Genomic DNA, 26,433 nt, shown 5'->3' with positions numbered 1-26,433 from the left:
CTTGAGACATATTATATTAATCTGCTTAATCACTTATGATATGCCATGCAAGTGGAACAAGGCAATCATCATCAGTCTGCGATTAGTTTACTTTGTGATCACTGCGTATCCCACGGGAACGTCAAGGGCAAATGTAATAATAAGTATTTAGCGGGACATGATATTACTAGTACAGCGACCGGAAATAAACCAACCATTTTAAATGTCTGAAACCCTTGTAAACAGATAATTACGTTAGCGAGGAACGAGCGTCATTATGTAGCTTGCTTCTCGCCGGAGGCGAGTATTACGAATTACGGTACTAGTTATTTACCGAATATTATACGACATTTAAAAATATTTCTTAGTAGCTAATTGTGTACGCTCCCAAACTAGATAAAGTGAATTCTTTTTCTATAAAAGTAAAATTCTGTTTTTCGTTTTCTGCCATTAATACTAAATAAAATACATAAGTATTTTTTGGTTTAAGGTAAATTAAAAAAATAGCATTTTTATAATTAAATGAGCTTGGAAAACTCAAATTTTTTGGAGATATTCTGGTGGTACACTATCCACTAACCAAACACCATTTTCAGAACAATAAAAGATATAATCCGCCCGATGCATTGCAGCAGCATCTACGAGAAAAACTACTGGTTTCCCATGTCTTGCACCGACAATTTGTGCTGTAGCTATATCCTTAGATAAATGGACATGGTGACGCGACATTTTCCGAAGTCCTGTTTCTAAAATTGACTCTACAGATTTGTGTCCCGTACCGTGATAAAGCTGGTCTGGAGGAACAATAGGTTCCAATTGTAAATCAACTTCTGTACTGTGTCCTTGGTTAGCACGAATTAAAGTACCTGTAGAGTCAAAAGAAAAGCGTTGTTTATCGCTAGATTCAACTACTAACTGTAATTCATGACGGCTGATAGGAAATTTATTTTGAGCGCAAGCTGTAAGTAGTTTATCAACAGCTACCCAACCACCAGGAGCAAGTTCGATTCCAATTGCATCTGGTGTGTGTCGCAGATATTTGCTAAGATACTTGCTGATTTTGATTGACCGAGAATCACTCATCTAATTTACCCGTAGCATAATATGTTACACAATTCTTCCTAATATATTACACTATAATTTTGATTAGTAGTTTTAATTTGTGTGAATTAAAAGAATTTGTCTGACCATCAAAACTAATGCCACTGCAATCATCACAATCAGTGTCAGCTTTCCACCAGGAACGAGTGGTGGATTTATGCTATTCGAGTTTTTTTGCTCTTGACGTTGTTTCCAAGTCATTAATGCTGGAAGAATTCCACCTAAAACTGAGATGCTAAATGTTCCAGTATAATCTAGGGCACTAAAGAAAATGCTGGGATTGAGCGTACCAAGAGTCATAGGAGGGAAAAGAACTAGCGAATACAGGGGTAGGCGACTAGAAACTTTGCTCTGTGCAATTAGAAAAATATCTTTGAATATATCCAGCAGACCGTACACAAATCCAATGAATGATGTGGCGATCGCAAACTCTGAAAAAACCGATATTAGCACTCCTAACCATTGTCCTGCACCACCAGCGCGCAAAATTTGCAGTGGGTCAAAAACAGTTTTACCACCAGATGTGCTGTGTACCATATCGGGGCTAAAGCTTGCCAAAATTACAGCATTCCACGCCAAGAACATGATTAAGGGAATCAATGAACCAATGAAGATGGACTGACGAATTTTGCGAACATCTCCTTCGAGTTGGGTGACAACCACCGGCACAATGTTTTGATAAAACAGTGCTACACACATAACTGAAACCGCACTACCAAGCGCACTCCAGTCCTGAATTAAGAATTGGCTACTTTTAACTTGTCCTCCAGCCAGCAATAATAGTCCCAAAAAGGAAACAAGCACAATTCCCACAAAGGCGCTATTTAATTTTTCAATAAATTTTTCTCGTCCAACATACATAATACCGCCAAAGATGAGCGTGAAGGTTGTTGTGCCTACCCATACAGGCAATGAGTTCTGCACACCCCAAAGTTTAGCGATCGCTGAACCTAAAATTTCCCCACCTTGGGTAATATATGCTACCAAAAGAGCATAGTGCATAAATAAATATGCGCCGCTAGCAACTTGCGCTCCCGACTTTCCAAGAGTCTTCTCAATAACTCCCAACAGACCTATACTTGCACGCCCTTCTTGACGCATGGCACTCAGAGTCACCTCTGCAATCAATAAACCTGAAATTAAAGCGTAGAGCCAAACAGCAATCAACCCGAATGTGGATGGCAAAATACCTGACGGTAGAGTGACCGCAGGTAGGGCAAGAATCCCGGCTCCGACTGTGGTTCCTGCAATCAGCGCTGTACTCCCCAGTACACTACCTGGTTGATGATTGAGCTTATTTTCATTAAATTCAAGGTGAGAAAACAACCGAGTCACTTGCTCTGAATCCTTAAGATCGGCCTTAATCAGGGTCATAATGAGTAATTGCACCTAAATTTAGGACACAATGTTAACATATGTAAATAATTTTCGCAAAAACTCTTGATTTACTTTATATTCTTAAATTCATCAATATTAAGAAAACAATTTACCAATCTGGGTTAAATCTACATTCCCACCGCTGAGGATCGCACCAATCTTTGTTTGTGGTGCTGTTACCACACCTTCGAGTAAGGCAGCGGCGGCTAGTACTCCTGTAGGTTCTACGACAATTTTCAGACGTTCCCATAAAAAAAACATGCTCTGAAGAATCGCTTCTTCAGATACCGTGACCATGTCATCGACGTAACGCAATACTAAAGGAAAAGTAATTTGGCCAAGGCTAGGAGTCCGGGCGCCGTCAGCTACAGTATTAGGATTTTTGATAGTTTGCAGGGTTTTGCTATGAAACGAGCGGGTAGCATCGTCGGCAAGTGCTGGTTCTATGCCGATGACTTTACAATTAGGTAAAAGTGCTTTGGTGGCGATCGCACAACCGGAAAGTAATCCACCACCGCCACAACAAACTAATAGTAAGTCCAATTGACCAACTTCTTGAATCAGTTCTAAAGCTGCTGTACCTTGTCCTGCAACTACATGGGGATGATTGTATGGCGGAATCAGTGTGAGATTTCTATCCTTTGCTAAATTTTGAGCTAATTCTTCCCGGTTTGTTGTTTGGCGATTGTACAAAATCACCTCTGCACCATAACTGCGAGTTGCAGTTTGTTTGACAGTGGGTGCATCATCAGGCATGACAATGGTGGTGGGAATATTTAGTAGTTGTCCAGCTAGAGCGATCGCTTGGGCATGATTTCCCGATGAATAAGCGAGAACGCCTGTTTGTTTTTGTGCTACCGATAATTGCGCCAAGGCATTGTACGCACCTCGAAATTTAAACGAACCAGTGCGTTGAAAATTTTCGCACTTAAAAAACACTTGGCTATTAGTGCGCTCGTTAACAATTCTAGAAGTCAGCACTGGTGTGCGGTGGGCAATTCCTAAAATGCGCTCTTGTGCTGCTAGCAGGTCAGTTATAGTAACGGAATTATAGTGTGGCATTGAGAATCGGATTAAATATTCTTACTCTTATTTATATAAATATATATTTTTATATTTGCGCCGAATATGCTCGATTGAAGCATACTCATTTCAGGTGGTTAGACACATCTAAAATTGTTTAAATTTCTTCATCCAAGTAGTGATAATAAACCAGCATGAGTGTCAACACTTTCCTCAGGGACTTGCAGAAAATAAATTAATCAATTTATTTAAATGATATTCTTCTTTTTCCCCTCTGCTAAGAGCTCTCGGTTACTGAGCGCACTTGTACTGAGTGAAGTCGAAGTAGTCGAAGTATACCCCCCTAGCTTAAAAGCGATTGATTATTTTTTTAATTGGAAGTCCCTCACCTGACACTAACAAAGAATCAAAATTAATAAATTATTGTAGTTGGGCGATCGCTTGCTGAGTGATTTTCTCTACGAGCATCGCAGCTTCTAAATGCTGATTTCTCATTGTTTGCTCTCATCTACCCGTCCGTATTTTCTGGTAATCTTTTTTCGCAATCAAATCCGACTCATGCAGTAGTTTTACTCGATCTTCAAAAGACACTAACGACTCCAGTATAAATGTTGTTATGATTTCATAAATTAGGTAGTTGAACTCAATACCTATATTTAGTCAGCGAAAATACTCTCAAAGGAGGAATTACCTTTGTCTCGTCGATATTTATTTACCTCCGAGTCAGTCACAGAAGGTCATCCAGATAAAATCTGCGATCAGATTTCTGATACCATTCTTGATGCCCTACTGACACAAGACCCCAGCAGTCGGGTGGCGGCTGAAGTAGTAGTTAATACTGGTTTAGTGCTAATTACTGGTGAAATCACTACCAAAGCGAATGTAAATTTTGTCAATCTTGCCCGGAAGAAAATTGCCGAAATCGGCTATACAAATGCTGATAACGGCTTTTCTGCGAACAGCACCAGCGTTCTGCTAGCTTTAGACGAACAATCACCTGATATTGCCCAAGGGGTTAACACCGCTCAAGAAACCCGCCAAGAAGATAGCGATCAACAATTCGACAAAATTGGCGCTGGCGATCAAGGTATAATGTTCGGTTTTGCCAGCAACGAAACACCAGAACTGATGCCCTTGCCCATCAGTCTGGCTCACCGCATTGCTCGCCGATTGGCAGCAGTTCGCAAAACAGGTGAATTGTCATACTTGCGTCCTGACGGCAAAACCCAAGTTACTGTAGTTTATGAAGATGGACGTGCCGTAGGGATTGATACTATCTTGATTTCTACCCAACATACAGCCAATATTGGGGAAATCACAGATGAGGCGGCAGTACAAGCCAAAATTAAACAAGACCTATGGTCAGCTGTTGTTGAACCTGTTTTTGGCGACATCGACGTTAAGCCAAATGAGGAAACACGCTTTTTAGTCAATCCCACTGGCAAATTTGTGGTTGGTGGCCCCCAAGGAGACTCTGGTCTTACAGGACGGAAAATAATCGTTGACACCTATGGTGGTTATTCACGACATGGTGGCGGTGCTTTTTCTGGCAAAGACCCCACCAAAGTAGACCGTTCTGCTGCTTATGCAGCTCGCTATGTGGCAAAAAATATTGTTGCCGCCGGGTTGGCAGAAAAAGTTGAAATCCAGCTATCTTATGCTATCGGCGTAGCGCGACCAACTAGTATTCTGGTGGATACATTTGGTACTGGCAAAGTCGATGAAGAAACTTTGCTGGAATTAATCAAGCAGCACTTTGAACTGCGTCCAGCGGGAATTATCCATACCTTCAACCTACGCAACTTACCAAATGAACGAGGCGGACGTTTTTATCAGGACGTCGCGGCTTACGGTCACTTTGGACGGGGTGATTTAGACTTGCCTTGGGAACAGACAGATAGAGCGGAATTGTTGAAGCAAGCAGCAAACGAATCACTTTCAGCAGTTGCTCAGGCACTAACTTAAAATTAGACGCTCCTACAAAAATCTAGCTTGCTTATTTTGAGGGTATTGACAACTTTACAAATTGCTATGCCCTCATTTATCTTTAAACTGTCGCATCCAACGCACAAGTCAACAGTTAAGTAATTAATTGAAGACAGTCAAGCAGATTAGTTAAAATTTTAAAACAGTTATTAAACAATAATTACTAATTGTAATTCTATTTTTATAAAAAAATTCCTCTACCTTAATCATGGTGAAGTAACTGCAAGGTAGAGGGTTTTACTTATCTTAACATTATTGGAAAGGCAGGTTTCAAGAAAATGCTTGCGAACAACTAGTTTCTTTGATTAAAAATCCCTCAAAACTTATGTTGTATTTATTTTAACCCGCCCACTTGCTTGAGCTTATTTCCAATCGGGAATCTCGGCATCTTCTCCACCAATACCGATTCCAGTGTTAAATATTTCGGCATCAGTGAGATTCAGATCGTTCATTGATGCTTTATACACATTAGAATCGTGAATCGTCGCCCGAGTAAAATTTACACCATCTAGATTGGTTTGTTTCATGTTTACATTGGTTACGTAAGCTGATGTTAAGTTAGCACCCGCCAAGTTAGCACCAGTTAAGTCAGCACCTTCGAGATTCGCCCCTACAAGATTGGCTTTTTGAAGCTTCGATCCTCTTAAGTCAGCACCAATTAAATGAGCGCCACTAAGGTTAGCTCCCGATAAATCGCACTGGATACATTCCCCAGTCGAAAGTAGTTTTTGTAAGTCCTGCGGATTTTCAGCTCTAACCGAGCTAATGAAAAATAGGGGACTTGCTAAGGCTGCGGCCACTAATAGCTGGAGTTTCATAATTTTCCCCCTTGATTATCAAGTTGCGTCCGTTCTTTACCTCACAGTTCTATTATCTCATCAAAGTTCTTTAGGTTCCAGATTGACACAGGAAGCTTGTTGTGATAAGTAAACAAGGATAACAGGGACACCCAAAATGCGATTTATCCTAATTTTCGGCTATTTTACCGGAATAAACCTTGAAAAGCTGCTGATATTAAATTAGAATTAAATATCTCGAAAAGCTTACACTGCTTGGTATAGCTGGTCTATCTAAATAAGTATTTATACTTTGAATTTAACCGTTTTGCTTAATAGTATTTGTTAAACTAAGTCTGAAGAAACTCTTTCATATACTGATTAACTAACTGTGGCTGTTCTTGTTGCACCCAATGGCCACAATTAAGAATATACCTGATTTGAAAATCTCTAACATAAGCTGCTGTATCATAGGTTAGTTCCTTGCCAAGTGCGGTGTCATTTTCTCCCCAAATCATTAGCGTTGGTACTTCCAAAATTCCCCAATTTGGATTTAGCATTTTCTGCTGAAAAATATTGCGATAATAGTTTAACATTGCTGTAAGCGCACCGCGTTTTGCCGCAGCATCTTTATACGCATTAATATCTGCTTGCGTAAAAGCAGTTTTATGAATTGCTGTACCTTTAAAAGCTATTGCAATTATTTGGTAATCTGAAAATTGTAAAAGTAATTCTGGTATCCACGGAAGTTGAAAAATAAATACGTAATAACTACGTACCAATTGTTGAAGAGTGCGTAAGCCTTGGGCAAATTTAGCAGGATGAGGTAGGTTAAGAATAATTAATCTTTCTATCATTTGCGGGTGAGCATAAGCAAAAACCCAAGCGATCGCTCCTCCCCAATCATGTCCAACTAAAACGCATTTTTCATATCCTAATCCTTTAATTACTCCCTCAACATCTTTGATAAATTCATCCATAACGTAAGCTGATTGCTCTGTTGGCTTATCACTATCGTTATAGCCACGCAAGTCAATGGCGACGACTTTAAAATCTTGGGCAAATTCTGGTATTTGATGCCTCCAAGAATACCAAAATTCTGGAAAACCATGCAACATCAACATTAATGGCCCTTCGCCTTGGGTAACATAATGTAGCTTCACCCCATTAGTATTTATATATTCATGTTTCCAAGAAGGTTCGATTTCAGACATCATTAATATAATTTAAGTTAAATAAACTATTTGATTTTATTACTATATTTAAAAATATTTAAAGTATTATAAAATCTGTTGAAAGATAGAATAAGAAAAATTTTAAAAAATATCCAAAGATAGAGATAAGTTCTGATAATTAATAGCTAATCTAGACTCCAAGTATTAACTTGCAAATTTTGATAATTTAAGTTTCTGCAAATGGCAATAATAGAAACACGTGGTATCTGGCTGACCACTACTGATAGTAAAGTTCTTAGGTCAAAGCAAGGTATTGCTAAGGCAATGGATTTTATTGCCCAAACCGGATTTAATGTAGTGTTTCCAGTAGTTTGGAACCAAGCAGTAACTTTGTATCCGAGTCAAACAATGCAGCAGACTTTTGGAGTTGAAATTGACACGATGTGTGTAGGACGCGACCCTTTAGAAGAAGTGGTAGTAGAGGCGCGGCGAGTTGGGTTGAAAGTCATCCCTTGGTTTGAATATGGTTTTGCAAGTTCCTATAATTTGAATGGCGGTATTCTTTTAGCTCAAAAACCAGAATGGGGTGGGCGCGATCGCAATGGTAATTTACTAAAGAAAAACGGCTTTGAATGGTTGAATGCCCTCAACCCGCAAGTTCAAGAATTCTTATTAAACTTAGTACTAGAAGTTGTAAAAAATTATGATGTTGATGGTATCCAAGGAGACGATCGCTTGCCAGCATTCCCTAGTGAAGGAGGCTACGATCGATTAACTTTAACACGTTACCGCCAGGAATTTGATCGCGATCCGCCGCCAAATCCTAAGGATAGGCAATGGCTACAGTGGCGTGCTGATATTCTCACTGATTTCTGGGCGCATCTGTATCAGCAAGTCAAAGCAGTGAATCCTAATTTATTAGTGGCGATCGCACCTAATATTTATGATTGGGCTTTCCAGGAATATCTGCAAGATTCCCCTGCGTGGCTGAAGCGGGGAATAGTCGATATTATAAACCCGCAGATTTATCGCCGTGACTTTAAAAGTTATCAGGCGATCGCCAATCAACTGGTAACTCAGCAGTTCACTGATGCAACTTTGTCCAAGTTAGCGCCAGGAATTTTGATGAAGCTTGGCAATTATTGTATTAGTCCAGAATATTTGGTACAAGCAATTGAATACAATCGTCAAATTGGTATTCAAGGTGAGGTATTCTTTTTTTATGAAGGGTTGCGAGAAGATAATAATGCCCTAGCAAAAGTTTTGCAAAATGGAGTTTATGCTAAATCTGCATCGTTTCCCACTTTGTCAGATTTGAGTCGCGGTAGTGAGAGTAATAGGAAGTCAACTTCAATTTGGCAAGGAGTGGCGAGGTTTTTGAGAAATCTTTAGGATTGCTCATAAAAGTAATAAAAACTACGCACAAGCGCTTCTGGTGCGATCGCAAGCCGAGTGCTTGCTGTTACAAAATAAAAACTAAGGTGGAATTGACGCTGGACGTTGTAGAAGAAATTTATCTTCTTACTTGATGCAGCAACAATTAAATTGCTGCTTAAGTGTTAATAGTAATCTAGAACAGAAGAGCTTTTCAAAATTTATTGCTATCAAGTTTAGCGCTCTTCCATCACTTTCGTGAGAAAATAAATGAAATCATACTAATTATTGATGAAACAAGAGACCCAAAGAAGGGGAGTACAACAGATTTGGAAATTTATATGGCTTAAGGAACTGGGTTGAATATGGACTGAAGCAAAGTAAAAATGAATTGGGTTGGGCTGATTTTCGAGTGACTGACTATTCTCAAATTCAGAAATGGTGGGAAATTGTAATAAGTGCTTATCTCATGGTCAGTCTTCATTCTCAAGTTTGGAATAATACTGCTGTTCAAGGGATAAACCATCCCATAGACCCAGTTGTGAAGAAATTCCGAGAGCATGATTGGTGGGACTTTGGTTTAGGTTGGAAGAATATACTCAACAATCTACGCCTGATTATCCAACCATACCAATTTTTTAATCTAATCAAACCCTGGCTCAAGGTTTTTCCTATTTCACATTTGTCACATGGTTTTTTAACACTAATTGCATTGATGAATCGAATGCGCGGCGCTGTTCCAGACTGCTATGAATATGAGGATTTTCTATTTTCCTCTGCTTAGAGTAATGAAAGAGCGCTAAGAGCTTTTAGAAGAATCCTTACAAACGGTATAATCTGAAATTAGGTCATCAAGTGCTACTTTTGAAAATGAAATAGCTTTAGATTCTTTAACTTGTCACTAATTATGGTATGTATATTATTTAGAGGTTTTTCTGAAGGTAACTTAAATACAAGCGTGTTTTAACCAAAAACTTTGTTCATATAATTGCTCAACGCAATACATTAAAAACTTGTCACTATTGTAGTCAGAGGCAAGATACGTCACTTGACAAATGTACTTGTTTCTGTTGCGTTGGCATTGTTATCGACTGGGATGTTAATGATATTTAGTTGTAATCTCTTACTGCGGTTCATGGCGCGGCTTGTACCTCACAAACTAGTTTCAGTTTGCAGTGTGCTTGGAGTTATCCAATAAATCAACATGTTTATACATGTTTATAAAAGCAGGTGAGTCTGAGAATTTTAGCTTGGTAATTTTGGACTGGACTAGATAAAAAATAATTGGCGTCTACTATTTTACACGGAGAAATAGAATTTGTTAGGAACTACTTCAGCATCTAAGAAGCTTGCTCAAATGATCTATGGTTACTGGCAAAGCCAGTGCCTTTATATAGCAACAAACTTAGGTATACCTAACCTCTTACAGTCGGAACCAATGACTGTAGAAGCAATAGCAAAAGCAACCTCTACGAAAGTAGAAACTCTTTATGTTCTTCTCCGTGCTTTAGCTCATTTAGGGGTGTTCGTAGAAAAGCCCGGACGTGTATTTGCAGCAACAGAACTGTCCCAACTGCTGATTACAAATGCAGAACCTTCTGTTGGACATTTCCTGATGCATATTACAGAACCCAGTATGTGGGATGCTTGGAGGGAACTAGGGGATTCCTTGAAAACAGGGGAAGTAGCTTTTGAGAGGGCACATGGCAAGAAATTCTACGAATTCTTCATGACGGAAAACCCTGATAGCAGAAATCTGTTCAACAATGCCATGAGCTTTTTAACGAATCAAGCAATTGATTCGCTGTTTGAGGTCTATGATTTCGGTCAATTTGATACAGTTATGGACGTTGGAGGCAATCAAGGGGCACTGATTGCCTATATTGTCAAAAAATTTGGCTGTAAAGGTATATTGTTTGATTTACCGCATGAGGTTGAGACAGCACCAGATTACCTATCAAAGCAGGGACTCGACGAAAATGAAGTGAAAGTCATTGGTGGTAATGCCTTGGAGGAGATACCAAAGGGTGCAGATGCGATCGTGATGAAGTATTTTCTTTCCGTATTCAGTTCGCAAGACACAATTAAAGTACTAACTGGGTGTAGAAAAGCTCTCCCAAAACAAGGTAAGGTTGTACTTCTACAGACACTTGTTCCACCTCGTGGTGCGCCAGTAGAATATCCAGATGGCACTATCCCAGCCCTTGCCGCAGTTCAGATGATGGTAACAAATCCTGGGGGGTACTGGCGCACGGAACAAGAGTATAAGGAATTGTTTGAAACTAGTGGCTTTCAACTCGAAAAAGTCATTTACACGGGAACTAGCCTGACGGTGATGGAATTTAGCACAGTGTTTTGAGCCTCGCACAAATACAAACAAAGTTTTACATCCACCGCCAAAATTACGGATATGTCTTTTAGCAAGCTAAAAGACATATCCCGGCATAATTTGAATTTGGTGTAATATTTTATGATAACAATTTTCTCAAATCACTGTATACTTATTTAAGTATTTGTACTTAATCTATTGTGTAAACGTAGTTTTTTGACATAACAGCTAGATGTGAGGATAATTAGTATATATATATTACTTTAGTTGACTAAACAAGCCAACAAAGTAGCCAGAAAGATAAGTACACTTAGTCATGTTATTAAAAAATATTGATACTCAAAGCTAAACTGAAATTCCCATACGAACAGTTATTAGCAACACCAACTACCGCAGCAGTTGCTTCATTGGTAGTCAGCTTAGTAGCCTTATCTTTCTCACCAATTCTGATCCGCTTGAGTGAAGGCGAACTCGGTCCAAATGCTACAATCTTTAATCGCTTTTGGATCTCTACTGTCGCCTTAGTGCTGTGGAATGGATTCGCAGCTGCGCGTCTGCGACTATCTAATAACCAACCGGAAAAACTACAACTTTACCCAATCCGGCTAGTTTTGCTCTTAATCGGAGGAAGTTTTGTAATATTTGCTACTCTCGCTCTGTGGGCTTTGTCATTAACTCAGACCAACGTCGCTAACGCTACACTCATGCACTATTTGGCTCCACTGTTCACCGTCTTAGGAGGATGGCTGATTTTTGGGAAGCGCTTTGATGGTAAATTTATTATCGGTACGTTTGTAGCTATTGTTGGTGCTGGCATTATAGTATACAATGATTTTTCCTTGACGAGTGACAAACTCCAAGGAGATCTAATGGCGTTACTATCAGCTGTGTTTCTTGGTTTCTATCCACTCATTGTCGAACAACTACGAAGTCAATTGAGTCCAACAATAATCATGACGTGGTGTTCTGCGATCGGCTCGGTGTTACTTTTACCTATCGCTTTACTTACTGAAGATAGGCTTTTCCCCTATTCGTTGAGTGGGTGGCTTTACGCGATTTGCCTAGCCCTGATATGCCAAATAATAGGCTTGGGACTTTATGCCTATAGCCTCAACAAGTTATCTTCAGGATTTGTCTCCTTATGCGATCTGTTTGTTCCCGTCTTTAGCTCTGTGCAAGCTTGGGTTATCTTTTCGGAAAGCCTCAACTGGTCTACATTGATAAGTTTTGTTGTGATTATTTCAGGGGTATATCTAACTTCATCTAGCGAATTTGCTATCAAGTCAGAGGTAGAATCAGCTATGTAGAGAGATTGGAGAATGGGGAAGAGAAAGGTTATTGGTCGATTGTTAAGTATATGATTTTTTCACTCTATGAATACTATCTATAATCTCCCAATTTCAATTTCTTCAGATATGAGATTACGGTTTTTGCAGGATGATGAGAAAACTGTTGACAGTACTGAAAAAGAACTACCTCTAGTTATTGAGCCAGTCAAAGAAAAATCCTTTGCAGTTCTCAAAGCATTGCTGAAGGAAAGTGGCGACTGGTTCAATAAACAACTAGATACATACGGAGCGATTTTGTTTCGGGGATTTGAGGTTGAGGGTGCAGAGCAATTTCAAAAAGCCCTAGAGCTATTGAATATCCAACTGGAGTCAGTTTATCATTTTGGCAGCGCTCATCGTGTACGAATAACTGATAAAGTCTTCACCTCTTCTGAAGCTCCACCAAATGTGATTATAGCTCCTCACAATGAACTCAATATGGTGCCGGTGCGACCGAGTGTACTTGCTTTTTTTTGTCAAGTTCAGCCAGAGTTATATGGGGAGACTCCCATCATCAATACAGAAAAGCTATTTTATGACTTATCTCCTAGCTTACAGCACAAAATTGGAAACTTTCCTCAGCAGTTTGTGCGATATGTTCCCAACCATCTATTAGAAATGGTCTTCGAGGATCTCTCGCCAGAGGAGATTACCAAACTTCTCCAGGAACAAGGATTTGATTTTAATTGGGAAGAGGATGGCTCTATTTCTTTTGAATGTTCTTATATTCCCTTATTCAGTCACCCAAGAACGAATAGACTTTGCTTTTGCCTTAGTATTGTTGATTGTTTAGTTAGTAGAGAATGGTATCGAAATATTGGGCAACGGTATTCATTTAAACAAAGGCTCTATTACAACTTGCTGCCTGCCAAATTGTACAAAAATATTCTACAAAGAGCAACAACAGCAGCAACTGTTGTTGATGGTTCGCAAAAACGAACTAGTACTTTGAACGCATATTTTTTGAACAAAGATGGTCAAAGCACCAATATGACGGAAGCAGAAGCGAAAGAGTTGGGGCAAGCTGAATGGAAAAATGCAGTCATATTTCAGTGGAAGCAAGGCGATATTCTTGTAATCGATAACCTACAAGTTGCTCATAGTAGACTCAATACTAAACTGAAACGAAAAATACTGACTGCTTTCGGCAATATGTGCAACATTCGCGATTTCAAACCCGCTTTATTAACAAGTCGTTGAAATCACTAGTACAGAACGGCGTAAATAGGGCAACCCTGACGCTCGTTCCGACGCTCCTCCGTCGCTAACGCTTCGCTATCGCTAACGCTGCGCTAACGGGTGACGCTCCTGCGTCGCTACCGCAGCGCTAACACCAGTCGCCTAGGTCGGGCTAACCCTCCTGTAGCGCTGGTTCACCATTTAAAATCCCTAAAGAGCTTATTCGATAATACTTTTGACTTTTGACTTCCGCCTTGCGGTACTAGGTCGGATAGAGCTTAAGCATTACCCCTGTTGTTACTGATTCAATAGAGGCGAGCTGCGTGCCTTTTGAAAAAATTGTTGCTCTTCGTGCTCAATTACTCTTGCTCTAATTTCAATAGAGGAATTAGAAACCAGCAAAGCATTGTAAATACGGCACTGATAATGACAAGAATGTAAACTGGAACTCCCCAACTATATAAGTGACCTCCTAAAATGGGACCCGGTTGTTTAACCAGGTTATAAACTGACATTAGCATTGCGTAGGTTGCACCTTCTGCACCAACAGGACAAGATCTTGCTGCAATTTCTAAGACACCCAGCATGGCTATCATGGCAAAAAATCCAAAAAATATACTAACCAAGATAGCGCTCTGTGTATTGTGTATAAATAATAAACCAATGGTAGAAACGGTAGTTAAGCCAATTGCTAAATTTAGTAGTAGCTGTCGGGAAATCCTAAAGGCAAAGATACCAAAAACGAGAGCGCCTACACCATTAGCCAAAGCTTCAAACGTACCCAAAATCCCTATAAATTGAGCGTCAAACTTCAAAGCATCCTTGTAGTAATAGACAAGGTAATTTACCAAAGGTGGGACGAGAGTGAACTCAAGGCAAGCAATAAAGCCCAGAACAGCGAGAAACCGTCGCGACTTTATTGCTAACCAAATAGATTTCAGATTACTTTTAACTGAAACATTTGTTCGCTCTTTTTTCTCATCTGCAAATAATAGGAAGGTTGCAACTAAACCAATCAACGGTACAATTGCAGTGAGCAGAAACGCCATTGATAGATTAGAATTTTGAGCAAGCCATCCGCCGATATAATACATCAAAGCTTGACCAAAACTTAAAGATGTCCATTGAGCTGCCTGTAAGCGAGCCGTGTTGTTTAAAATCCTGCCTTGAACGACCATTATTTTATCTGTTAGTACGTCGCTAAAGGCTATGAATAAGTTGACTAAAATTAGACCGATCGCCAGTAGAAAAATTGTGTTAAATTGAAAGACACCTAAGCCTAACAAGACGGCAAGCGCTAGCGCATAGCAGATAAAAAAGTAGCTTTTGAACTGATAGCCAAATAATGAAACGGCATCTGCAATAATTCCGTAAAGTGGTCTAATTAACCAGGGAATGAAAATTAAAGTGCTGAAGGATGCTAACTGTGCTGGTGAAAGTCCAAGGCTCTCTTTAAGATAAATGGTCAGTGGAAGACCGAAAAGTCCTGGATAACATCCGTAAGTTTGAATTAAGTAAAACAGGATCATGATGCCAATAAGTTGCTGTATTGTCATCGAATCTTGCTTAATAGTGTTGGACATTAGTTACCTGATTGAATTGAGCCACCAAACTTCATGGTAAAGCTAATACCTAGCAGCGTGACGCTTTGAGCTTTCTCCTCGTTCACAACACTAGACATTTGTTACACTCTCAACAGAGGTTTATTCGCGACTTTCCGCGTAAGCGTTTATTCTAGCATCGGCGTGGGTATAGGCGGCACAAATGTAGTTGTGGTCATTGAGAGCGGTATCAAGTTCTTCACAGGTCAAATCATTGACGAAAAAGCATTCACCAATTGGTTTTGGCATCGCCGCCCCACGCAGCAAGCCGTCCCGTGTCATAATGAGGGACTGGGTAGCATACCAAACGAGGTCGCTATCGAGGAGAGGATGGTCGGTGACAAACCCAATGCAGCTCATCAGTTCCAGGATGCGATCGCCAAAGGCGGGGCTTTGCCCATCGCGATCGTGGGTGGTGATGTATCCTCGTTTTTTCGGCGATCGTTGCTGATAGCATGAGTGGGGAAAAACTTTAGCATCATCGGTACTTAAAAACCAAAATTAATAGTCAGATTTGCAATTGTACAGAAATAAATTGTTAAGCATGAAAGCGTCATTTTCTAACTTAGAACTTAAAGAATATTGGGAAAAATACTTATTTGGTAAATTACCTTTACTCAATTTCCCCACTAGTTCACCTCGCTCTTCTATAAAAACTTACAATTGCTCCTCTTATACTTTTGTCATCAACAATAGACTAACCGCGTTACTGAAACAATTAGCAAATAGTGAAAGAGTTAGCATTGATACCCTTCTTTTAGCAGCATTTAAAGTTCTGCTTTACCGTTATACAAGTGAGAAAGACATTCTTGTTGGTTTGCTACTAACTCAGCATGATAGACCGGAATCGACAAAAGTTGTGAGCAACTTTGCTAATGTAGTTGTTTCACGAGATTTGATTTCAGACAATACATCATTTAAAAACTTTTTGAAACAAGTTAGTCAGACTGTTTTAGAAATAAGGGAGTATCAAGATTATCCGTTTGCTTTATTGATAAGAGAATTACAGTCAAAGTCTGATTTAAGTCATTCACCTATTTGTCAAACTTCATTTACTTTCCAAAATGTCAATAGACTCGAAGACATATCACAATTATTCGAGGTGGCAGGCAAGAAACAGAATGCAAATTGTGGTCAACTCGAACTAGAGTACCGACAACTACTCCAGCAACAAGTAGAATTTGATTTAAGCTTAGAAGTCATCGAGTTTTCTGAATCATTACAGAGTTCCTTTAAGTACAACAGTAATTTGTTAGATAAAGCGACAGTTGCTCATCTAAGCGAACATTTCCAGAATTTATTAGAAAGTATTGTATCAAATCCAGAACAGCCAGTAGCTCAGTTACCATTGCTGAGTCAGAAGGAACAAGAGAAAATACTGGTTGAGTGGAATGCGACTAGGACTAATTATGATTTGAGTGTATGTCTCCACCAATTGATTGAAGCACAGGTAGAGCGAACACCAAATGCGATCGCAGTTTCTTTTCTAGAAGAACAGCTTACCTATGGTGAACTCAACAGAAAAGCAAATCAACTCGCGCAGTACTTACAAACACTGGGAGTTAAACCAGAGGTTTTAGTAGGTCTCTGCGTTGAGCGTTCTTTAGATATGCTGGTGGGACTTTTGGGTATTTTGAAAGCTGGCGCAGCTTACTTACCTTTAGATCCAGGTTTTCCACAAGAACGGTTGGAATTAATCTTATCTGATTCTCAGGTGCCAGTGTTACTGACAGATAACCAAAAATTATTTGCTGAGAATGAACATAGGAAAGTCATCTGTTTACGTACAGATAAGGAAAAGATTGCGAGTCATAGTAAAGATAATCCTGCACCATGTGCAACTGCTAAAAATCTGGCTTATGTTATCTATACCTCCGGTTCAACTGGTAAGCCTAAGGGAGTAGAAATTCCTCACGGTGCTGTGGTCAATTTCTTAAAATCCATGCAGCATGAACCCGGAATCACAGAGTCAGATGTCCTTTTGGCAGTTACTACAATATCATTTGATATTGCTGCCCTAGAGCTCTATCTGCCTTTAATTACGGGTGCTAAGTTGATATTAGCAAGTCGAGAAGTTGCTAGCGATGGCAGACGACTCAGAGAACTAATTCATTCTTCTGGTGCTACGATTATGCAAGCCACCCCAGCTAGTTGGCGGATGTTGCTTGCGGCTGGATGGACTAGTTCTCCTCAATTGAAAATTCTCTGCGGTGGCGAAGGCTTAAATAGTGACTTGGCAAAGCATTTATTAGAAAAAGGTGATACTGTATGGAATTTGTATGGGCCGACTGAAACGACTATTTGGTCAACTGTCTGTCAAGTAGAAACTGCAAAATTATCTCATGCTTTAGTCCCCATCGGTCATCCGATCGCCAACACACAAACTTACATATTGGATTCCCATCTTCAACCAGTTCCTATCGGAGTTTTGGGCGAATTGTATATAGGTGGTGCTGGGGTTGCACGCGGTTACTTCAATCGTCCTGAACTCACTGCTGAACGGTTTATTGCTAATCCTTTCTCGCAAAATTCCTGTTTTTACAGAACAGGAGATTTAGCTCGTTACCTGGATGATGGCAATATTGAATACGTTAGTCGAATAGACAATCAAGTAAAAATTCGAGGTTTTCGGATCGAACTTGGGGATATAGAAAACGCTTTATCTGCTCATGCACAAGTGCGAGAAGCGGTTGTGATTACCTGTAGTGAGCAACCAGGAGAAAAACAAATAGTAGCTTATATCACTACTAAACAGGATGAACCAACTCCTGACACCCTGCGCGATTTCCTCAAACAGAAGCTACCAGATTACATGGTGCCAATAGCTTTTGTAATCTTAGAAGCATTACCCTTAACTCCTAGTGGAAAAGTCAACCGTCGCGCTTTGCCAAAGCCAACACTTTCTAGCTTCAGCCAACACAATGAATTTGTCGCACCGCGCAATGATACCGAACAGAAACTGGCAAAAATCTGGTCAGAAATTTTAAATATTCAGCCAATAGGTGTTAAAGATAACTTCTTTGAAATCGGTGGCAATTCTCTTTCAGCAATCTACTTAATAGCTTCAATTGGGCAGCACTTTGGTAAGGAATTACCCTTATCAGCAGTCCTCACCAATCCCACGATTGAAAAGTTTGCAAATCTTCTTAATACTAGTTCTGATACTTTTGAAAACTCCCTCCTAGTTCCCATCCAGCCAAAAGGTAACAAGCCAGCCTTTTTCTGCGTACATCCTGCTGGAGGTCATGTTATGTGTTACTTCAAATTGGCGCATTCTCTCAGTGACGATCAACCGTTTTATGGCTTGCAAGCTCAAGGGTTTCATGGGGAAGAACAACCACTCACACGAGTCGAGGATATGGCAAGCTTGTATATCCAAGCAATTAGGAAGTTTCAGCCCAATGGTCCTTACTCTATTGGTGGTTGGTCATTTGGAGGAGTTGTGGTCTATGAAATGGCACAACAATTACACAAACAGGGACAGGAAGTCTCTTTAGTAATAGTTGATTCTTATGTTCCAATTCTCTTGGATAAAAACAAGAAAATTGACGCCCCCTATTTGGTTGGTGTTCTTTCCAGATATTTTGGCGGAATAGCAGGTCAAGATAATCTGGTAACACCTGATGAAATTAAGCACTTGAGTATTAACGAACAAATTAACTACATCCTTGACAAGGCAATAGAAGTCAAGATATTACCGCCATCAAATCAAAGCCAACAAAACCGACGCATTCTTGATGTATTAGTTGGAACGCTAAAAGCAACTTATTCTTATCTGCCACAGCCATATCCAGGAAAAGTCACTGTTTTGAGAGCCAAAGAAAAGCATATTATGGCTTCCGACCCAACTTTGGTATGGGTGGAATTATTCTCTATTATGGATGCAGAAGATATAAAAATCATTGATGTTTCTGGTAATCACTATACATGTATTTTGGAACCTCATTTACAAGTCTTAGCAGAACGCTTGAAATCATCTCTGGCGGAATTTTAGTCAGAAGATTGTTTTTGATTGGGGCTGGGGACAATTAAAAAACTAAGAATTCAGTCGCCAGAATGGACTGCACCCTTGCACTCTTTCCTAAAAGCTTTCATCTTTATGGAGGTTCGCAATTTTAGTGTTTAGGGACTTCCAAATAATAAAATCACTAATTATTTAGAATGATAATCAATATAAGAGAGGGACAATGCGTTGCAAAATAGTCCATAGCAATTCTGCTCATTACACTCAATAGTTGTTGAGTGTAGACATTTATCTTGCAATATTTATTGAGGGTGAGGGAAAAAGCGGTTATTGTTGGCAACCGCTTTTATCCTCTTAAAATGATAATCATTTTAAGTAACTGTATATTTTATTCTCTAGAAGTCCCTTAGTTTCAGGGCTTTGCAAGGCAGCATGGTGAGTTCAGTCCTGAAGGAAGGTTTCTCTTTGTAGGGAACTGGCTTACCGCGCAAAGGCTCAAAGAATCGTTGTTTAGTCATATCGAAGAATGTCAATTCATACTTTAATTTCGCAGCGCCAGAACTAGACTCTGCCAGAAAAGCTATTTGCTAAGTAAATTGGGATATAGAACCAGAAAAATTTTCTGGGTAAACTTGACCAGTAAATGGTATGAAAAAATATTATCAAGAGTTTTTAATTCGTAATTGGGTGGAAAGCGATCGCACAAGAGCTGTCCAAGTCATCAGTTATGTATTATCAGAATATGGTTTGGGTTGGGAACCAAATGGTGCTGACAAAGACGTGCTGCAAGTAGAGGAATTTTATTTAGCTACTGGCGGGGAGTTTTGGGTAATTGAACACCAAAGCCAATTAGTAGGTACTGGGGCATATTACCCCATAAAACGTGGACAAAAAGCTGTAGAAATCCGCAAAATGTATCTTTTGCCCAGCATTAGGGGTTTAGGATTGGGGAAATATTTGTTACAACAGCTAGAAGCGGCGATCGCAGAACGTGGTTTTGAGCAAATTTGGATTGAAACCGCCAGTGTTTTGGTGGAAGCAGTCAAGCTGTATGAAAGCAACGGCTACAAACCAGCAACGGGAGTAGAAACAAAACGCTGCGATCGTGTCTATTTTAAGTCATTAGTCAATGGTCATTAGTCATTGGTCATTCACGATTGGACTTTGGACAAATGACAAAGGATAATTTTAAATGCACACTTTGACTCAAAATCTCACAAGCTTACTTAATCTTTTTCTCCAATCCCATTGCCCCCTGTGCCAACGTTCAACTTCTCAAGAATTCTGTAACAATTGCACTAAACAACTCCAAAAATGTCAGCGTCAAGATCCGGTTTCTCAGTGGCAAGAACCACTACCAGTGTTTAGCTGGGGTGAATATGGGGGTGTAGTCAAAAGGGCAATAGCGGCGATGAAATACGAAAATCAACCCCAAATAGCTCGTCCTTTGGGTCAATGGTTAGGGGAAGCTTGGTTGTTGAATTCACCGAGACGAGATAGCCAACCTATAGTAGTTCCTATTCCACTCCACGCTAGCAAGCAAAAGCAACGTAAATATAATCAAGCTGCACTCATAGGACAAAGCTTCTGCCAAATAACTGGATTAAAATTGAAACGAAATGGTTTAACAAGAGTGCGACAAACTGAAGCACAATTTGGTTTATCAGTATCTCAACGAGAACAAAACTTGAAGACAGCTTTTGCTGTTAGTCAAGAATTTCGCTATAGTCACCCAAATGTCCCAGTGCTATTAGTGGACGACATTTATACTACTGGTGCTACTGCCAGATCTGCTGTGCAAACACTTCGGGAGTATGGAATTGTAGTCTTAGGACTAGTAGCAGTAGCCACTACCGTCAAAGACGGCTCAATCAAGAATTAATCGGCAACCTGGACACAAAAGCATATAAGTTGACCAAATTACCGTATTTTTATGGAAAAATTGCTTGAAATGTATGAATAAAGCTTTTAGGTTGGGTTTAAAAGAGTTCTGGATCGTTCCTGCTACGTTACTGGCAATAAGTATAAGTACAAGTGCAGCTTTTGCTCAAAATAAGTTGTATAGTCCAATTGTTGTACCTAACAGTACTGAAATTGACGATAGCCTTTCAGACAAAGATATTCCCACAGGTCAAGGTGGGTTTGCCCGTGATTACGCAGTCAAGCTACAAAAAGGCGATAATTTAGCAGTTGACCTCTCATCTGAAAGCTTTGACAGCATTATCACACTGCTGTCACCTGATGGTTCAACTTTGGCAGAAAATGATGATGGCCCTGATGGTACTAGCAATTCTCTACTATTTACCCGCATTGTAGAGACAGGGACTTATGTTATTCGCGTCCGCTCTTTTGGAGAAACTGGGGTTGGGGCATTTAAGCTTAAGGTGACAAAGTTGCAACCGATTAAATGAAGGGGGGAGTGGGGATGAGGCAGATGAGGAGATCGGGAGGTGGAAAGATGGGGAGATAAAGAGAATTTCACCCCCATCACCTCATCTCCCCAGCTCGCCACCACTTCTAACTGAACACTCCCACTCCCTAAAAAGCTGTCAATATACACAGAAATAAGGCTTCAGTCCACTCAACAACTGCACCGTAGGTATCTCCTGTGTGTCCACCTAATTTGTAGTTGAACCAAGCGGCTGTGAAAGTAGCGATCGCACTTCCAGCTACTATCATTCCTATTGCCAAAAATAACTGCTGTTTATCCATCAGCCAGACTAAACCACTCAAACCCAATAGCAACAATAATCCTGGTAACAAATCTTTGTAAGAACGAATGGCTTGTTTGTGAAAAGCACCTTTGCCAGTTGGTTTGAGGTAAGGATATCGAGCGATCGCTACCTGCTGTCCCCAACGTCCCCAACCACAAGCAGCCATCAATACCAGCCAACGGTTGTCTGAAATATCTGTTAAGGCTGTTATCTTTAATAGTACTAAGGCGATCGCTGCCATTGCCCCAAAGGCACCTGTGGCACTATCTACCATCACCTCCAATCGCCGATCTTGATCGCCTACTGCTAAGCCGTCAGCAGTATCCATTGCCCCATCTAAGTGCAGTCCTCCAGTTATAGCAATCCAAATAATTACTACCAAAGCACTACGAGTTAGCACTGGTATACCAACGTAATTCATCCCTGTATCCAGTAACCCTAAAATTATCCCAATTATCAACCCTACAGTTGAAGCAAGACGTGCTACCCCTCGAAAGTCTAATTCATTCAAATACGGCAGGGGAATTATTGTGTAAAATATAATACCTGCTGATATTTTTAACAGTAGGTTTTTCCACCACTGGTGCTGTTCGAGCATTTGAGTTAGATTAATAGTTAGTTGCTGGATACTAGTCTGAGTTTCAGTACAACTGACATCAGTAAACTTTAAAGCTTTAGATAAGATTTACTTCTATTAGAGATTATTCCTGAAAATTTTGTTATGCTAAATTTCAGTGGTAACTCATAAATTATGAGTATCGTCTTATACAAACATTTTGATTGAAAACATTACAATTCCGTCAAGGAGTAAATTTGTATTTTGTATTGCTGAATTAAGAACTTACTTTAGATTATCGCCTTGAGCGGTAGAAGCAAAACTCCATATCTTGAAATTGGAAATGTAGCACTAACGCAGATTTTAAGAAAGCGTCAACATGGTAAAATATTAATAGTGGTAAAACTAATCAACCACTTAAAAAACCCTACTACTACCTTACAAGTAGGGCAGTATGGTCTTGGGGTATCCTCTGGAGCAACTGCTGTTTTGCACCTTGACAATTGAAGATATGGGGTTCTATTCCATAATTCTAGTTTTTGACGGCAGTTGACGCCAATGGCCTCTCCTATCGGAGACGCTGCGCGAACAAGTCGGGAAATCCGCCCACAGCGCTGGCTTCTTTATGTTGACGAACTCATCCACTCCGCTACCTTCCCAGGAATAGGTTAAATTTTCGTGGGAACTAGATGAATAGTATTTAACAACAAACTACCGCCCTAGCGGTGGCAAGTCAAAACTTGAAGAAAGAACCACCTCTAGCTTAGGTGACGCAAGGAACCTAGTCTAGTGAACTCTTTGCTTCAAGAACCTCCCAAATCAAATTTGGGAGAGTATCGATAGACAATTACCCCGGAAAATTGATATTTTTTTAAAATAGGGAGTAAACAAGCTACTCAATTTGACTGTTTAACTATGTTGTTACTTTCCCTTGCTCAATTGCTATTTCCCTATGAGTCACCATCTACCTGACACCAGAATATTAGCTCCGTGCATTGTGAATGCGGGCATCATTGTGAATAAACTCGACATGCGGCGATTGCTGACAGATTTAGGTCGAGTCCACTACATCTACACCCAAGAAGACAAGGTACTGAGCGAGGGTGAAGGGGATGTAATGGAAGTTTTTGCCAATCCGCAAAGGTCTACCTTAGTCGCTAACCACGCGTTATATTTGAATGTTTGTAGTTTTGATTATTTAGAACTCAAACAGTCGTCGCAGCAAGAAACATACTTGAATTTGATGCAAGAAGGAGTGTGTTTACGGTTGATTCCTCGGTCAACTCCTCTGCAAGAGCGAAGAGAAAGAAGCTTCAATGTCAGTGCCATAGAAGCGATGATGGAGCAAGTACTCTCAGCTAGATGGGATGCAGAAATGGATGATGACTGTTCTGATTCTTTTTAAATATAGAGAACTTTAATTAATAAATTATCCCGTTTGAAGTTGATGACTGTTGACTATAAGCAATGGGATATTTTTTATTTGTCAGTTCCTTAAATAAATTAAAAGATATTTAATATTGTATAACAACTGATGAAGGCTGTTCTTTGTCATTACCAATTGGACTTTGGACAAAGGAGGGTTTTAAGCAGAGAATATGTAACTTTGACGCACATTCGCTTAGTAAGCTTTATCGCAATTCTACGTGAGGTTGGGCTTTATTGCTCTAGGGGAATTTCTAATTTGCCTCTGCATCGTGTAGTTTGGCGTAAGTTATATAAGCGCATTTTCAGAAATCCAAAATGGTATGAGTGCCAATTTCTCTTTTCAATGTCTTGCTTGCTGTAGCCATACAAAAGCCAGAGCAGGAGTGTTTTTTACCCCTCACGGTATTGTAGAAACTCCCAGATTTATGCCAGTAGGGACGCTGGCAAATGTTAAAACTATCACCCCATCTCAGTTGCGTGATACTGGGGCACAGATGATTTTATCGAATACTTATCATCTTCACCTGCAACCAGGAGAAGCGATTGTCGCAGGGGGTGGTGGGTTGCACAAGTTTATGGGTTGGAATGGGCCAATGCTCACAGATTCGGGTGGGTTTCAGGTCTTTAGTTTAAGCGAGATGCGAAAAATTACTGAAGAAGGTGTAACTTTCCGCTCACCCCATGATGGACAAATTATTAACTTAACACCAGAGCTATCCATTAAAATTCAAAATACTTTAGGGGCAGATGTAATCATGGCTTTTGATGAATGTCCGCCCTATCCAGCGACTCGCCAAGAGGTAGAAACTGCTACTGAGCGGACTTATCGTTGGTTAGAACGTTGCATAATAGCTCATCAGCGTAGCGAGCAAGCGTTGTTTGGCATTGTGCAGGGAGGCGTGTTTTTGGATTTGCGTTGTCGTGCTGCTGAAGCTTTGGCTAAGTTGGATTTGCCGGGATATGCCATTGGTGGCGTAAGTGTTGGAGAACCGCCAGAATTGATGGCTGAAATTGTGCGAGTGACAGCACCACTTCTACCCCCCGAAAAGCCGCGTTACTTAATGGGTGTAGGTACTTATCGAGAAATGGCGATCGCCATCGCCTCTGGTGTTGATTTATTTGATTGCGTAATTCCCACACGCTGGGCTAGACATGGGACAGCAATAGTCCAAGGCGATCGCTGGAATTTAAAAAATGCTAAATTTCGTGAAGATTTTGCGCCCTTAGATGAAACTTGTCCTTGCTACACTTGTCAAAATTTCAGCCGTGCTTACGTATCTCATTTGGTGCGATCGCAAGAAATTTTAGCTTACACCTTGTTGAGCATTCACAACATTACTGAACTAATTCGTTTTACGCAGCATATTAGAGAGGCAATATTAAGCGATCGCTTCACCAGTGAATTTGGTCACTGGCTTGAGTGAATGGGGAGATGAGGGAGATGAGAAGATGGGGAGGTGGGGAGACAAGGGGACAAAGAAAATAATTCTTAACTCATCAGTCAAGACTCCCAATGACAAATGACATATGACCAATCACCAATGACAAATGACTGATGGCCAAACCATGTTAAGATACTTCTCAATTATTAACGCTGTGTTGGATAGGTGGATTTAAACAAACATGGAAGCAGCACTTTTATTAGCAAAACTGCCTGAAGCTTACCAAATCTTCGATCCTTTAGTGGATGTTCTCCCAGTTATCCCCGTATTCTTCCTGTTGCTTGCTTTTGTTTGGCAAGCGGCTGTGGGGTTTAGGTAAGTTAATTTATTTTGCATTTTTTTTGGACAGGTACTATGCCTGTCCTATTTTTGTGGCATTATATTTTTAAAATTAATATTTATTAATATTTTGTAATGAATTATTATAATTAGTAAGATATGAATCAAGCCATGTCAATATGAAGCCTTGAAAGCCAAGCTTACAGTCAAGGAGGAATCAGCTATGGGTAATATCAAATTTGTTAAAGAAAATAAAGAAGTAGTGGCGGCAGATGGTGCAAATCTCCGGCTCAAAGCTATGGAAAATAACATTGATATATATACATTAATTGGCAAAATGACAAATTGCGGTGGCTATGGTCAGTGTGGCACTTGCATTATTGAGATAGTGGAAGGACAACAGAATCTTTCCCCCCGCACAGATGTAGAGAACCGAAAATTAAAGAAAAAGCCGGAAAATTATCGGCTTGCTTGTCAAACTTTAGTAAATGGCCCTGTGAGTGTGGTCACAAAGCCTTAAGTTTTTTTGGAATTATGCGTGGTTAGTATTCAAGTGAGTAAAAAATTTGAGCTAACTCTGTCATCGATGATGATATCCTAATGTTGTTGACTGGAAATTTAAGAGAGGCTTTCTTGCCATGCAAGTTAATGACCTGGGGTTCGTAGCGAGCATTTTGTTCGTACTTGTGCCCACTGTGTTTTTACTAATTCTGTACATCCAAACTGCTAGCCGCGAAGGTGGAAAAGATAGTTAAAAATTTGTGTATAAAATAAATGCCCCTGCATTAATACTGTAGGGGTTTTTATTTATCAGCCTGCCTA

Annotated in this window: 21 protein-coding genes and 2 pseudogenes; 15 read left to right on the top strand and 8 right to left on the bottom strand. The window is 40.0% G+C overall.

The features are described from left to right. Positions 1–516 precede the first annotated feature (516 nt). The 3 genes from FCR06_RS03060 to FCR06_RS03050 all read right to left on the bottom strand — a co-directional run bounded on the left by FCR06_RS03060 (position 517) and on the right by FCR06_RS03050 (position 3,519). Positions 517–1,062 carry an RNA 2'-phosphotransferase gene (locus FCR06_RS03060; protein ID WP_138497380.1) on the bottom strand — a complete coding sequence of 182 codons (546 nt, stop codon included), beginning with the start codon at positions 1,060–1,062 and terminating at the stop codon, positions 517–519. Between the two features lie 72 nt (positions 1,063–1,134). Then, positions 1,135–2,454, bottom strand: a complete 1,320-nt coding sequence (locus tag FCR06_RS03055) for an amino acid permease (RefSeq protein ID WP_138497379.1) — start codon at positions 2,452–2,454, stop codon at positions 1,135–1,137. Between the two features lie 99 nt (positions 2,455–2,553). Continuing rightward, the gene (locus tag FCR06_RS03050; RefSeq protein WP_138497378.1) at positions 2,554–3,519 is read right to left on the bottom strand and encodes a threo-3-hydroxy-L-aspartate ammonia-lyase; all 966 of its coding nucleotides are present in this window, start codon (positions 3,517–3,519) and stop codon (positions 2,554–2,556) included. A gap of 654 nt (positions 3,520–4,173) precedes the next feature. Between FCR06_RS03050 and metK the strand changes: the two genes are divergently transcribed. Further along, positions 4,174–5,445, top strand: a complete 1,272-nt coding sequence (metK, locus tag FCR06_RS03045) for a methionine adenosyltransferase (RefSeq protein WP_138497377.1) — start codon at positions 4,174–4,176, stop codon at positions 5,443–5,445. A 383-nt stretch (positions 5,446–5,828) separates the two neighbouring features. Here the strand turns inward: metK and FCR06_RS03040 are convergent, their stop codons facing one another. Beyond that, positions 5,829–6,284, bottom strand: a complete 456-nt coding sequence (locus FCR06_RS03040) for a pentapeptide repeat-containing protein (protein WP_138497376.1) — start codon at positions 6,282–6,284, stop codon at positions 5,829–5,831. Positions 6,285–6,592: 308 nt separating this feature from the next. Further along, positions 6,593–7,456, bottom strand: coding sequence for an alpha/beta fold hydrolase (locus FCR06_RS03035; protein ID WP_138497532.1), 864 nt, complete (start codon positions 7,454–7,456; stop codon positions 6,593–6,595). Positions 7,457–7,657: 201 nt separating this feature from the next. Here FCR06_RS03035 and FCR06_RS03030 point away from each other — a divergent pair, with 201 nt between their 5' ends. The 5 genes and pseudogenes from FCR06_RS03030 to FCR06_RS03010 all read left to right on the top strand — a co-directional run bounded on the left by FCR06_RS03030 (position 7,658) and on the right by FCR06_RS03010 (position 13,648). Beyond that, on the top strand, positions 7,658–8,809 hold the full coding sequence (locus tag FCR06_RS03030) for a glycoside hydrolase family 10 protein (RefSeq protein ID WP_138497375.1): 1,152 nt from the start codon (positions 7,658–7,660) through the stop codon (positions 8,807–8,809). A gap of 307 nt (positions 8,810–9,116) precedes the next feature. Further along, positions 9,117–9,273 (top strand): annotated as a pseudogene (locus FCR06_RS34740) (IS701 family transposase); the annotation flags it as partial. Between the two features lie 836 nt (positions 9,274–10,109). Further along, positions 10,110–11,150 carry an acetylserotonin O-methyltransferase gene (locus FCR06_RS03020; RefSeq protein WP_223280020.1) on the top strand — a complete coding sequence of 347 codons (1,041 nt, stop codon included), beginning with the start codon at positions 10,110–10,112 and terminating at the stop codon, positions 11,148–11,150. Between the two features lie 302 nt (positions 11,151–11,452). Next, positions 11,453–12,427, top strand: a complete 975-nt coding sequence (locus FCR06_RS03015; RefSeq protein ID WP_223280019.1) for a DMT family transporter — start codon at positions 11,453–11,455, stop codon at positions 12,425–12,427. 108 nt (positions 12,428–12,535) lie between these two features. Continuing rightward, positions 12,536–13,648, top strand: coding sequence for a TauD/TfdA family dioxygenase (locus tag FCR06_RS03010; protein ID WP_223280018.1), 1,113 nt, complete (start codon positions 12,536–12,538; stop codon positions 13,646–13,648). A 338-nt stretch (positions 13,649–13,986) separates the two neighbouring features. Here the strand turns inward: FCR06_RS03010 and FCR06_RS03005 are convergent, their stop codons facing one another. Then, positions 13,987–15,210, bottom strand: coding sequence for an MFS transporter (locus FCR06_RS03005; RefSeq protein ID WP_138497374.1), 1,224 nt, complete (start codon positions 15,208–15,210; stop codon positions 13,987–13,989). Between the two features lie 120 nt (positions 15,211–15,330). Beyond that, positions 15,331–15,688: pseudogene (locus FCR06_RS33340) on the bottom strand (3-dehydroquinate synthase); the annotation flags it as partial. A gap of 84 nt (positions 15,689–15,772) precedes the next feature. Here FCR06_RS33340 and FCR06_RS02995 point away from each other — a divergent pair. The 4 genes from FCR06_RS02995 to FCR06_RS02980 all read left to right on the top strand — a co-directional run bounded on the left by FCR06_RS02995 (position 15,773) and on the right by FCR06_RS02980 (position 21,603). Then, positions 15,773–19,222: an amino acid adenylation domain-containing protein gene (locus tag FCR06_RS02995; protein ID WP_138497373.1), complete on the top strand. Its 3,450-nt coding sequence runs from the start codon at positions 15,773–15,775 to the stop codon at positions 19,220–19,222. Between the two features lie 618 nt (positions 19,223–19,840). Further along, complete coding sequence (locus FCR06_RS02990; protein ID WP_138497372.1) at positions 19,841–20,332, top strand: GNAT family N-acetyltransferase; 492 nt, start codon at positions 19,841–19,843, stop codon at positions 20,330–20,332. Positions 20,333–20,384: 52 nt separating this feature from the next. Continuing rightward, positions 20,385–21,074: a ComF family protein gene (locus FCR06_RS02985; RefSeq protein ID WP_138497371.1), complete on the top strand. Its 690-nt coding sequence runs from the start codon at positions 20,385–20,387 to the stop codon at positions 21,072–21,074. A 73-nt stretch (positions 21,075–21,147) separates the two neighbouring features. Beyond that, positions 21,148–21,603, top strand: a complete 456-nt coding sequence (locus tag FCR06_RS02980) for a PPC domain-containing protein (RefSeq protein WP_138497370.1) — start codon at positions 21,148–21,150, stop codon at positions 21,601–21,603. Between the two features lie 127 nt (positions 21,604–21,730). Here the strand turns inward: FCR06_RS02980 and cobS are convergent, their stop codons facing one another. Next, positions 21,731–22,504: an adenosylcobinamide-GDP ribazoletransferase gene (cobS, locus tag FCR06_RS02975; protein ID WP_138497369.1), complete on the bottom strand. Its 774-nt coding sequence runs from the start codon at positions 22,502–22,504 to the stop codon at positions 21,731–21,733. Positions 22,505–23,414: 910 nt separating this feature from the next. On the opposite strand from cobS, the gene FCR06_RS02970 reads away from it, so the two are divergent. The 5 genes from FCR06_RS02970 (at position 23,415) to psbM (ending at position 26,366) form a co-directional block, all read left to right on the top strand. After that, positions 23,415–23,867 carry a hypothetical protein gene (locus FCR06_RS02970; RefSeq protein ID WP_138497368.1) on the top strand — a complete coding sequence of 151 codons (453 nt, stop codon included), beginning with the start codon at positions 23,415–23,417 and terminating at the stop codon, positions 23,865–23,867. Positions 23,868–24,210: 343 nt separating this feature from the next. After that, a complete protein-coding gene (tgt, locus tag FCR06_RS02965; RefSeq protein WP_138497367.1) occupies positions 24,211–25,314 on the top strand; it encodes a tRNA guanosine(34) transglycosylase Tgt in 1,104 nt (367 codons plus the stop codon). A gap of 199 nt (positions 25,315–25,513) precedes the next feature. After that, on the top strand, positions 25,514–25,651 hold the full coding sequence (locus tag FCR06_RS02960) for a photosystem II reaction center protein K (RefSeq protein WP_006195022.1): 138 nt from the start codon (positions 25,514–25,516) through the stop codon (positions 25,649–25,651). Between the two features lie 183 nt (positions 25,652–25,834). After that, entirely contained in the window at positions 25,835–26,131 is a 297-nt protein-coding gene (locus FCR06_RS02955; protein WP_138497366.1) for a 2Fe-2S iron-sulfur cluster-binding protein, read from the top strand. 118 nt (positions 26,132–26,249) lie between these two features. Further along, positions 26,250–26,366: a photosystem II reaction center protein PsbM gene (psbM, locus tag FCR06_RS02950; protein ID WP_138497365.1), complete on the top strand. Its 117-nt coding sequence runs from the start codon at positions 26,250–26,252 to the stop codon at positions 26,364–26,366. Positions 26,367–26,433: the final 67 nt, after the last annotated feature.

It is taken from the genome of Nostoc sp. PA-18-2419, assembly GCF_005869855.1.
Classification (GTDB): domain Bacteria; phylum Cyanobacteriota; class Cyanobacteriia; order Cyanobacteriales; family Nostocaceae; genus Nostoc.
The sequence above is the reverse complement of the archived record's forward strand: the minus strand, read 5'-3'. Positions and strand labels throughout refer to the sequence as shown.

What these genes read in the sequence shown, in the direction of transcription:
- psbM (WP_138497365.1), top strand. Translation starts at nt 26,250, where the DNA reads ATGCAAGTTAATGACCTGGGGTTCGTAGCGAGCATTTTGTTCGTACTT.
- FCR06_RS02995 (WP_138497373.1), top strand. Translation starts at nt 15,773, where the DNA reads ATGAAAGCGTCATTTTCTAACTTAGAACTTAAAGAATATTGGGAAAAA.
- FCR06_RS02990 (WP_138497372.1), top strand. Translation starts at nt 19,841, where the DNA reads ATGAAAAAATATTATCAAGAGTTTTTAATTCGTAATTGGGTGGAAAGC.
- FCR06_RS03050 (WP_138497378.1), bottom strand. Translation starts at nt 3,519, where the DNA reads ATGCCACACTATAATTCCGTTACTATAACTGACCTGCTAGCAGCACAA.
- FCR06_RS02955 (WP_138497366.1), top strand. Translation starts at nt 25,835, where the DNA reads ATGGGTAATATCAAATTTGTTAAAGAAAATAAAGAAGTAGTGGCGGCA.
- FCR06_RS03055 (WP_138497379.1), bottom strand. Translation starts at nt 2,454, where the DNA reads ATGACCCTGATTAAGGCCGATCTTAAGGATTCAGAGCAAGTGACTCGG.
- FCR06_RS02985 (WP_138497371.1), top strand. Translation starts at nt 20,385, where the DNA reads ATGCACACTTTGACTCAAAATCTCACAAGCTTACTTAATCTTTTTCTC.
- FCR06_RS03030 (WP_138497375.1), top strand. Translation starts at nt 7,658, where the DNA reads ATGGCAATAATAGAAACACGTGGTATCTGGCTGACCACTACTGATAGT.
- FCR06_RS02960 (WP_006195022.1), top strand. Translation starts at nt 25,514, where the DNA reads ATGGAAGCAGCACTTTTATTAGCAAAACTGCCTGAAGCTTACCAAATC.
- FCR06_RS03040 (WP_138497376.1), bottom strand. Translation starts at nt 6,284, where the DNA reads ATGAAACTCCAGCTATTAGTGGCCGCAGCCTTAGCAAGTCCCCTATTT.
- FCR06_RS03005 (WP_138497374.1), bottom strand. Translation starts at nt 15,210, where the DNA reads ATGTCCAACACTATTAAGCAAGATTCGATGACAATACAGCAACTTATT.
- cobS (WP_138497369.1), bottom strand. Translation starts at nt 22,504, where the DNA reads ATGCTCGAACAGCACCAGTGGTGGAAAAACCTACTGTTAAAAATATCA.
- tgt (WP_138497367.1), top strand. Translation starts at nt 24,211, where the DNA reads ATGAGTGCCAATTTCTCTTTTCAATGTCTTGCTTGCTGTAGCCATACA.
- FCR06_RS03060 (WP_138497380.1), bottom strand. Translation starts at nt 1,062, where the DNA reads ATGAGTGATTCTCGGTCAATCAAAATCAGCAAGTATCTTAGCAAATAT.
- FCR06_RS02970 (WP_138497368.1), top strand. Translation starts at nt 23,415, where the DNA reads ATGAGTCACCATCTACCTGACACCAGAATATTAGCTCCGTGCATTGTG.
- FCR06_RS03035 (WP_138497532.1), bottom strand. Translation starts at nt 7,456, where the DNA reads ATGTCTGAAATCGAACCTTCTTGGAAACATGAATATATAAATACTAAT.
- FCR06_RS02980 (WP_138497370.1), top strand. Translation starts at nt 21,148, where the DNA reads ATGAATAAAGCTTTTAGGTTGGGTTTAAAAGAGTTCTGGATCGTTCCT.
- FCR06_RS03010 (WP_223280018.1), top strand. Translation starts at nt 12,536, where the DNA reads ATGAGATTACGGTTTTTGCAGGATGATGAGAAAACTGTTGACAGTACT.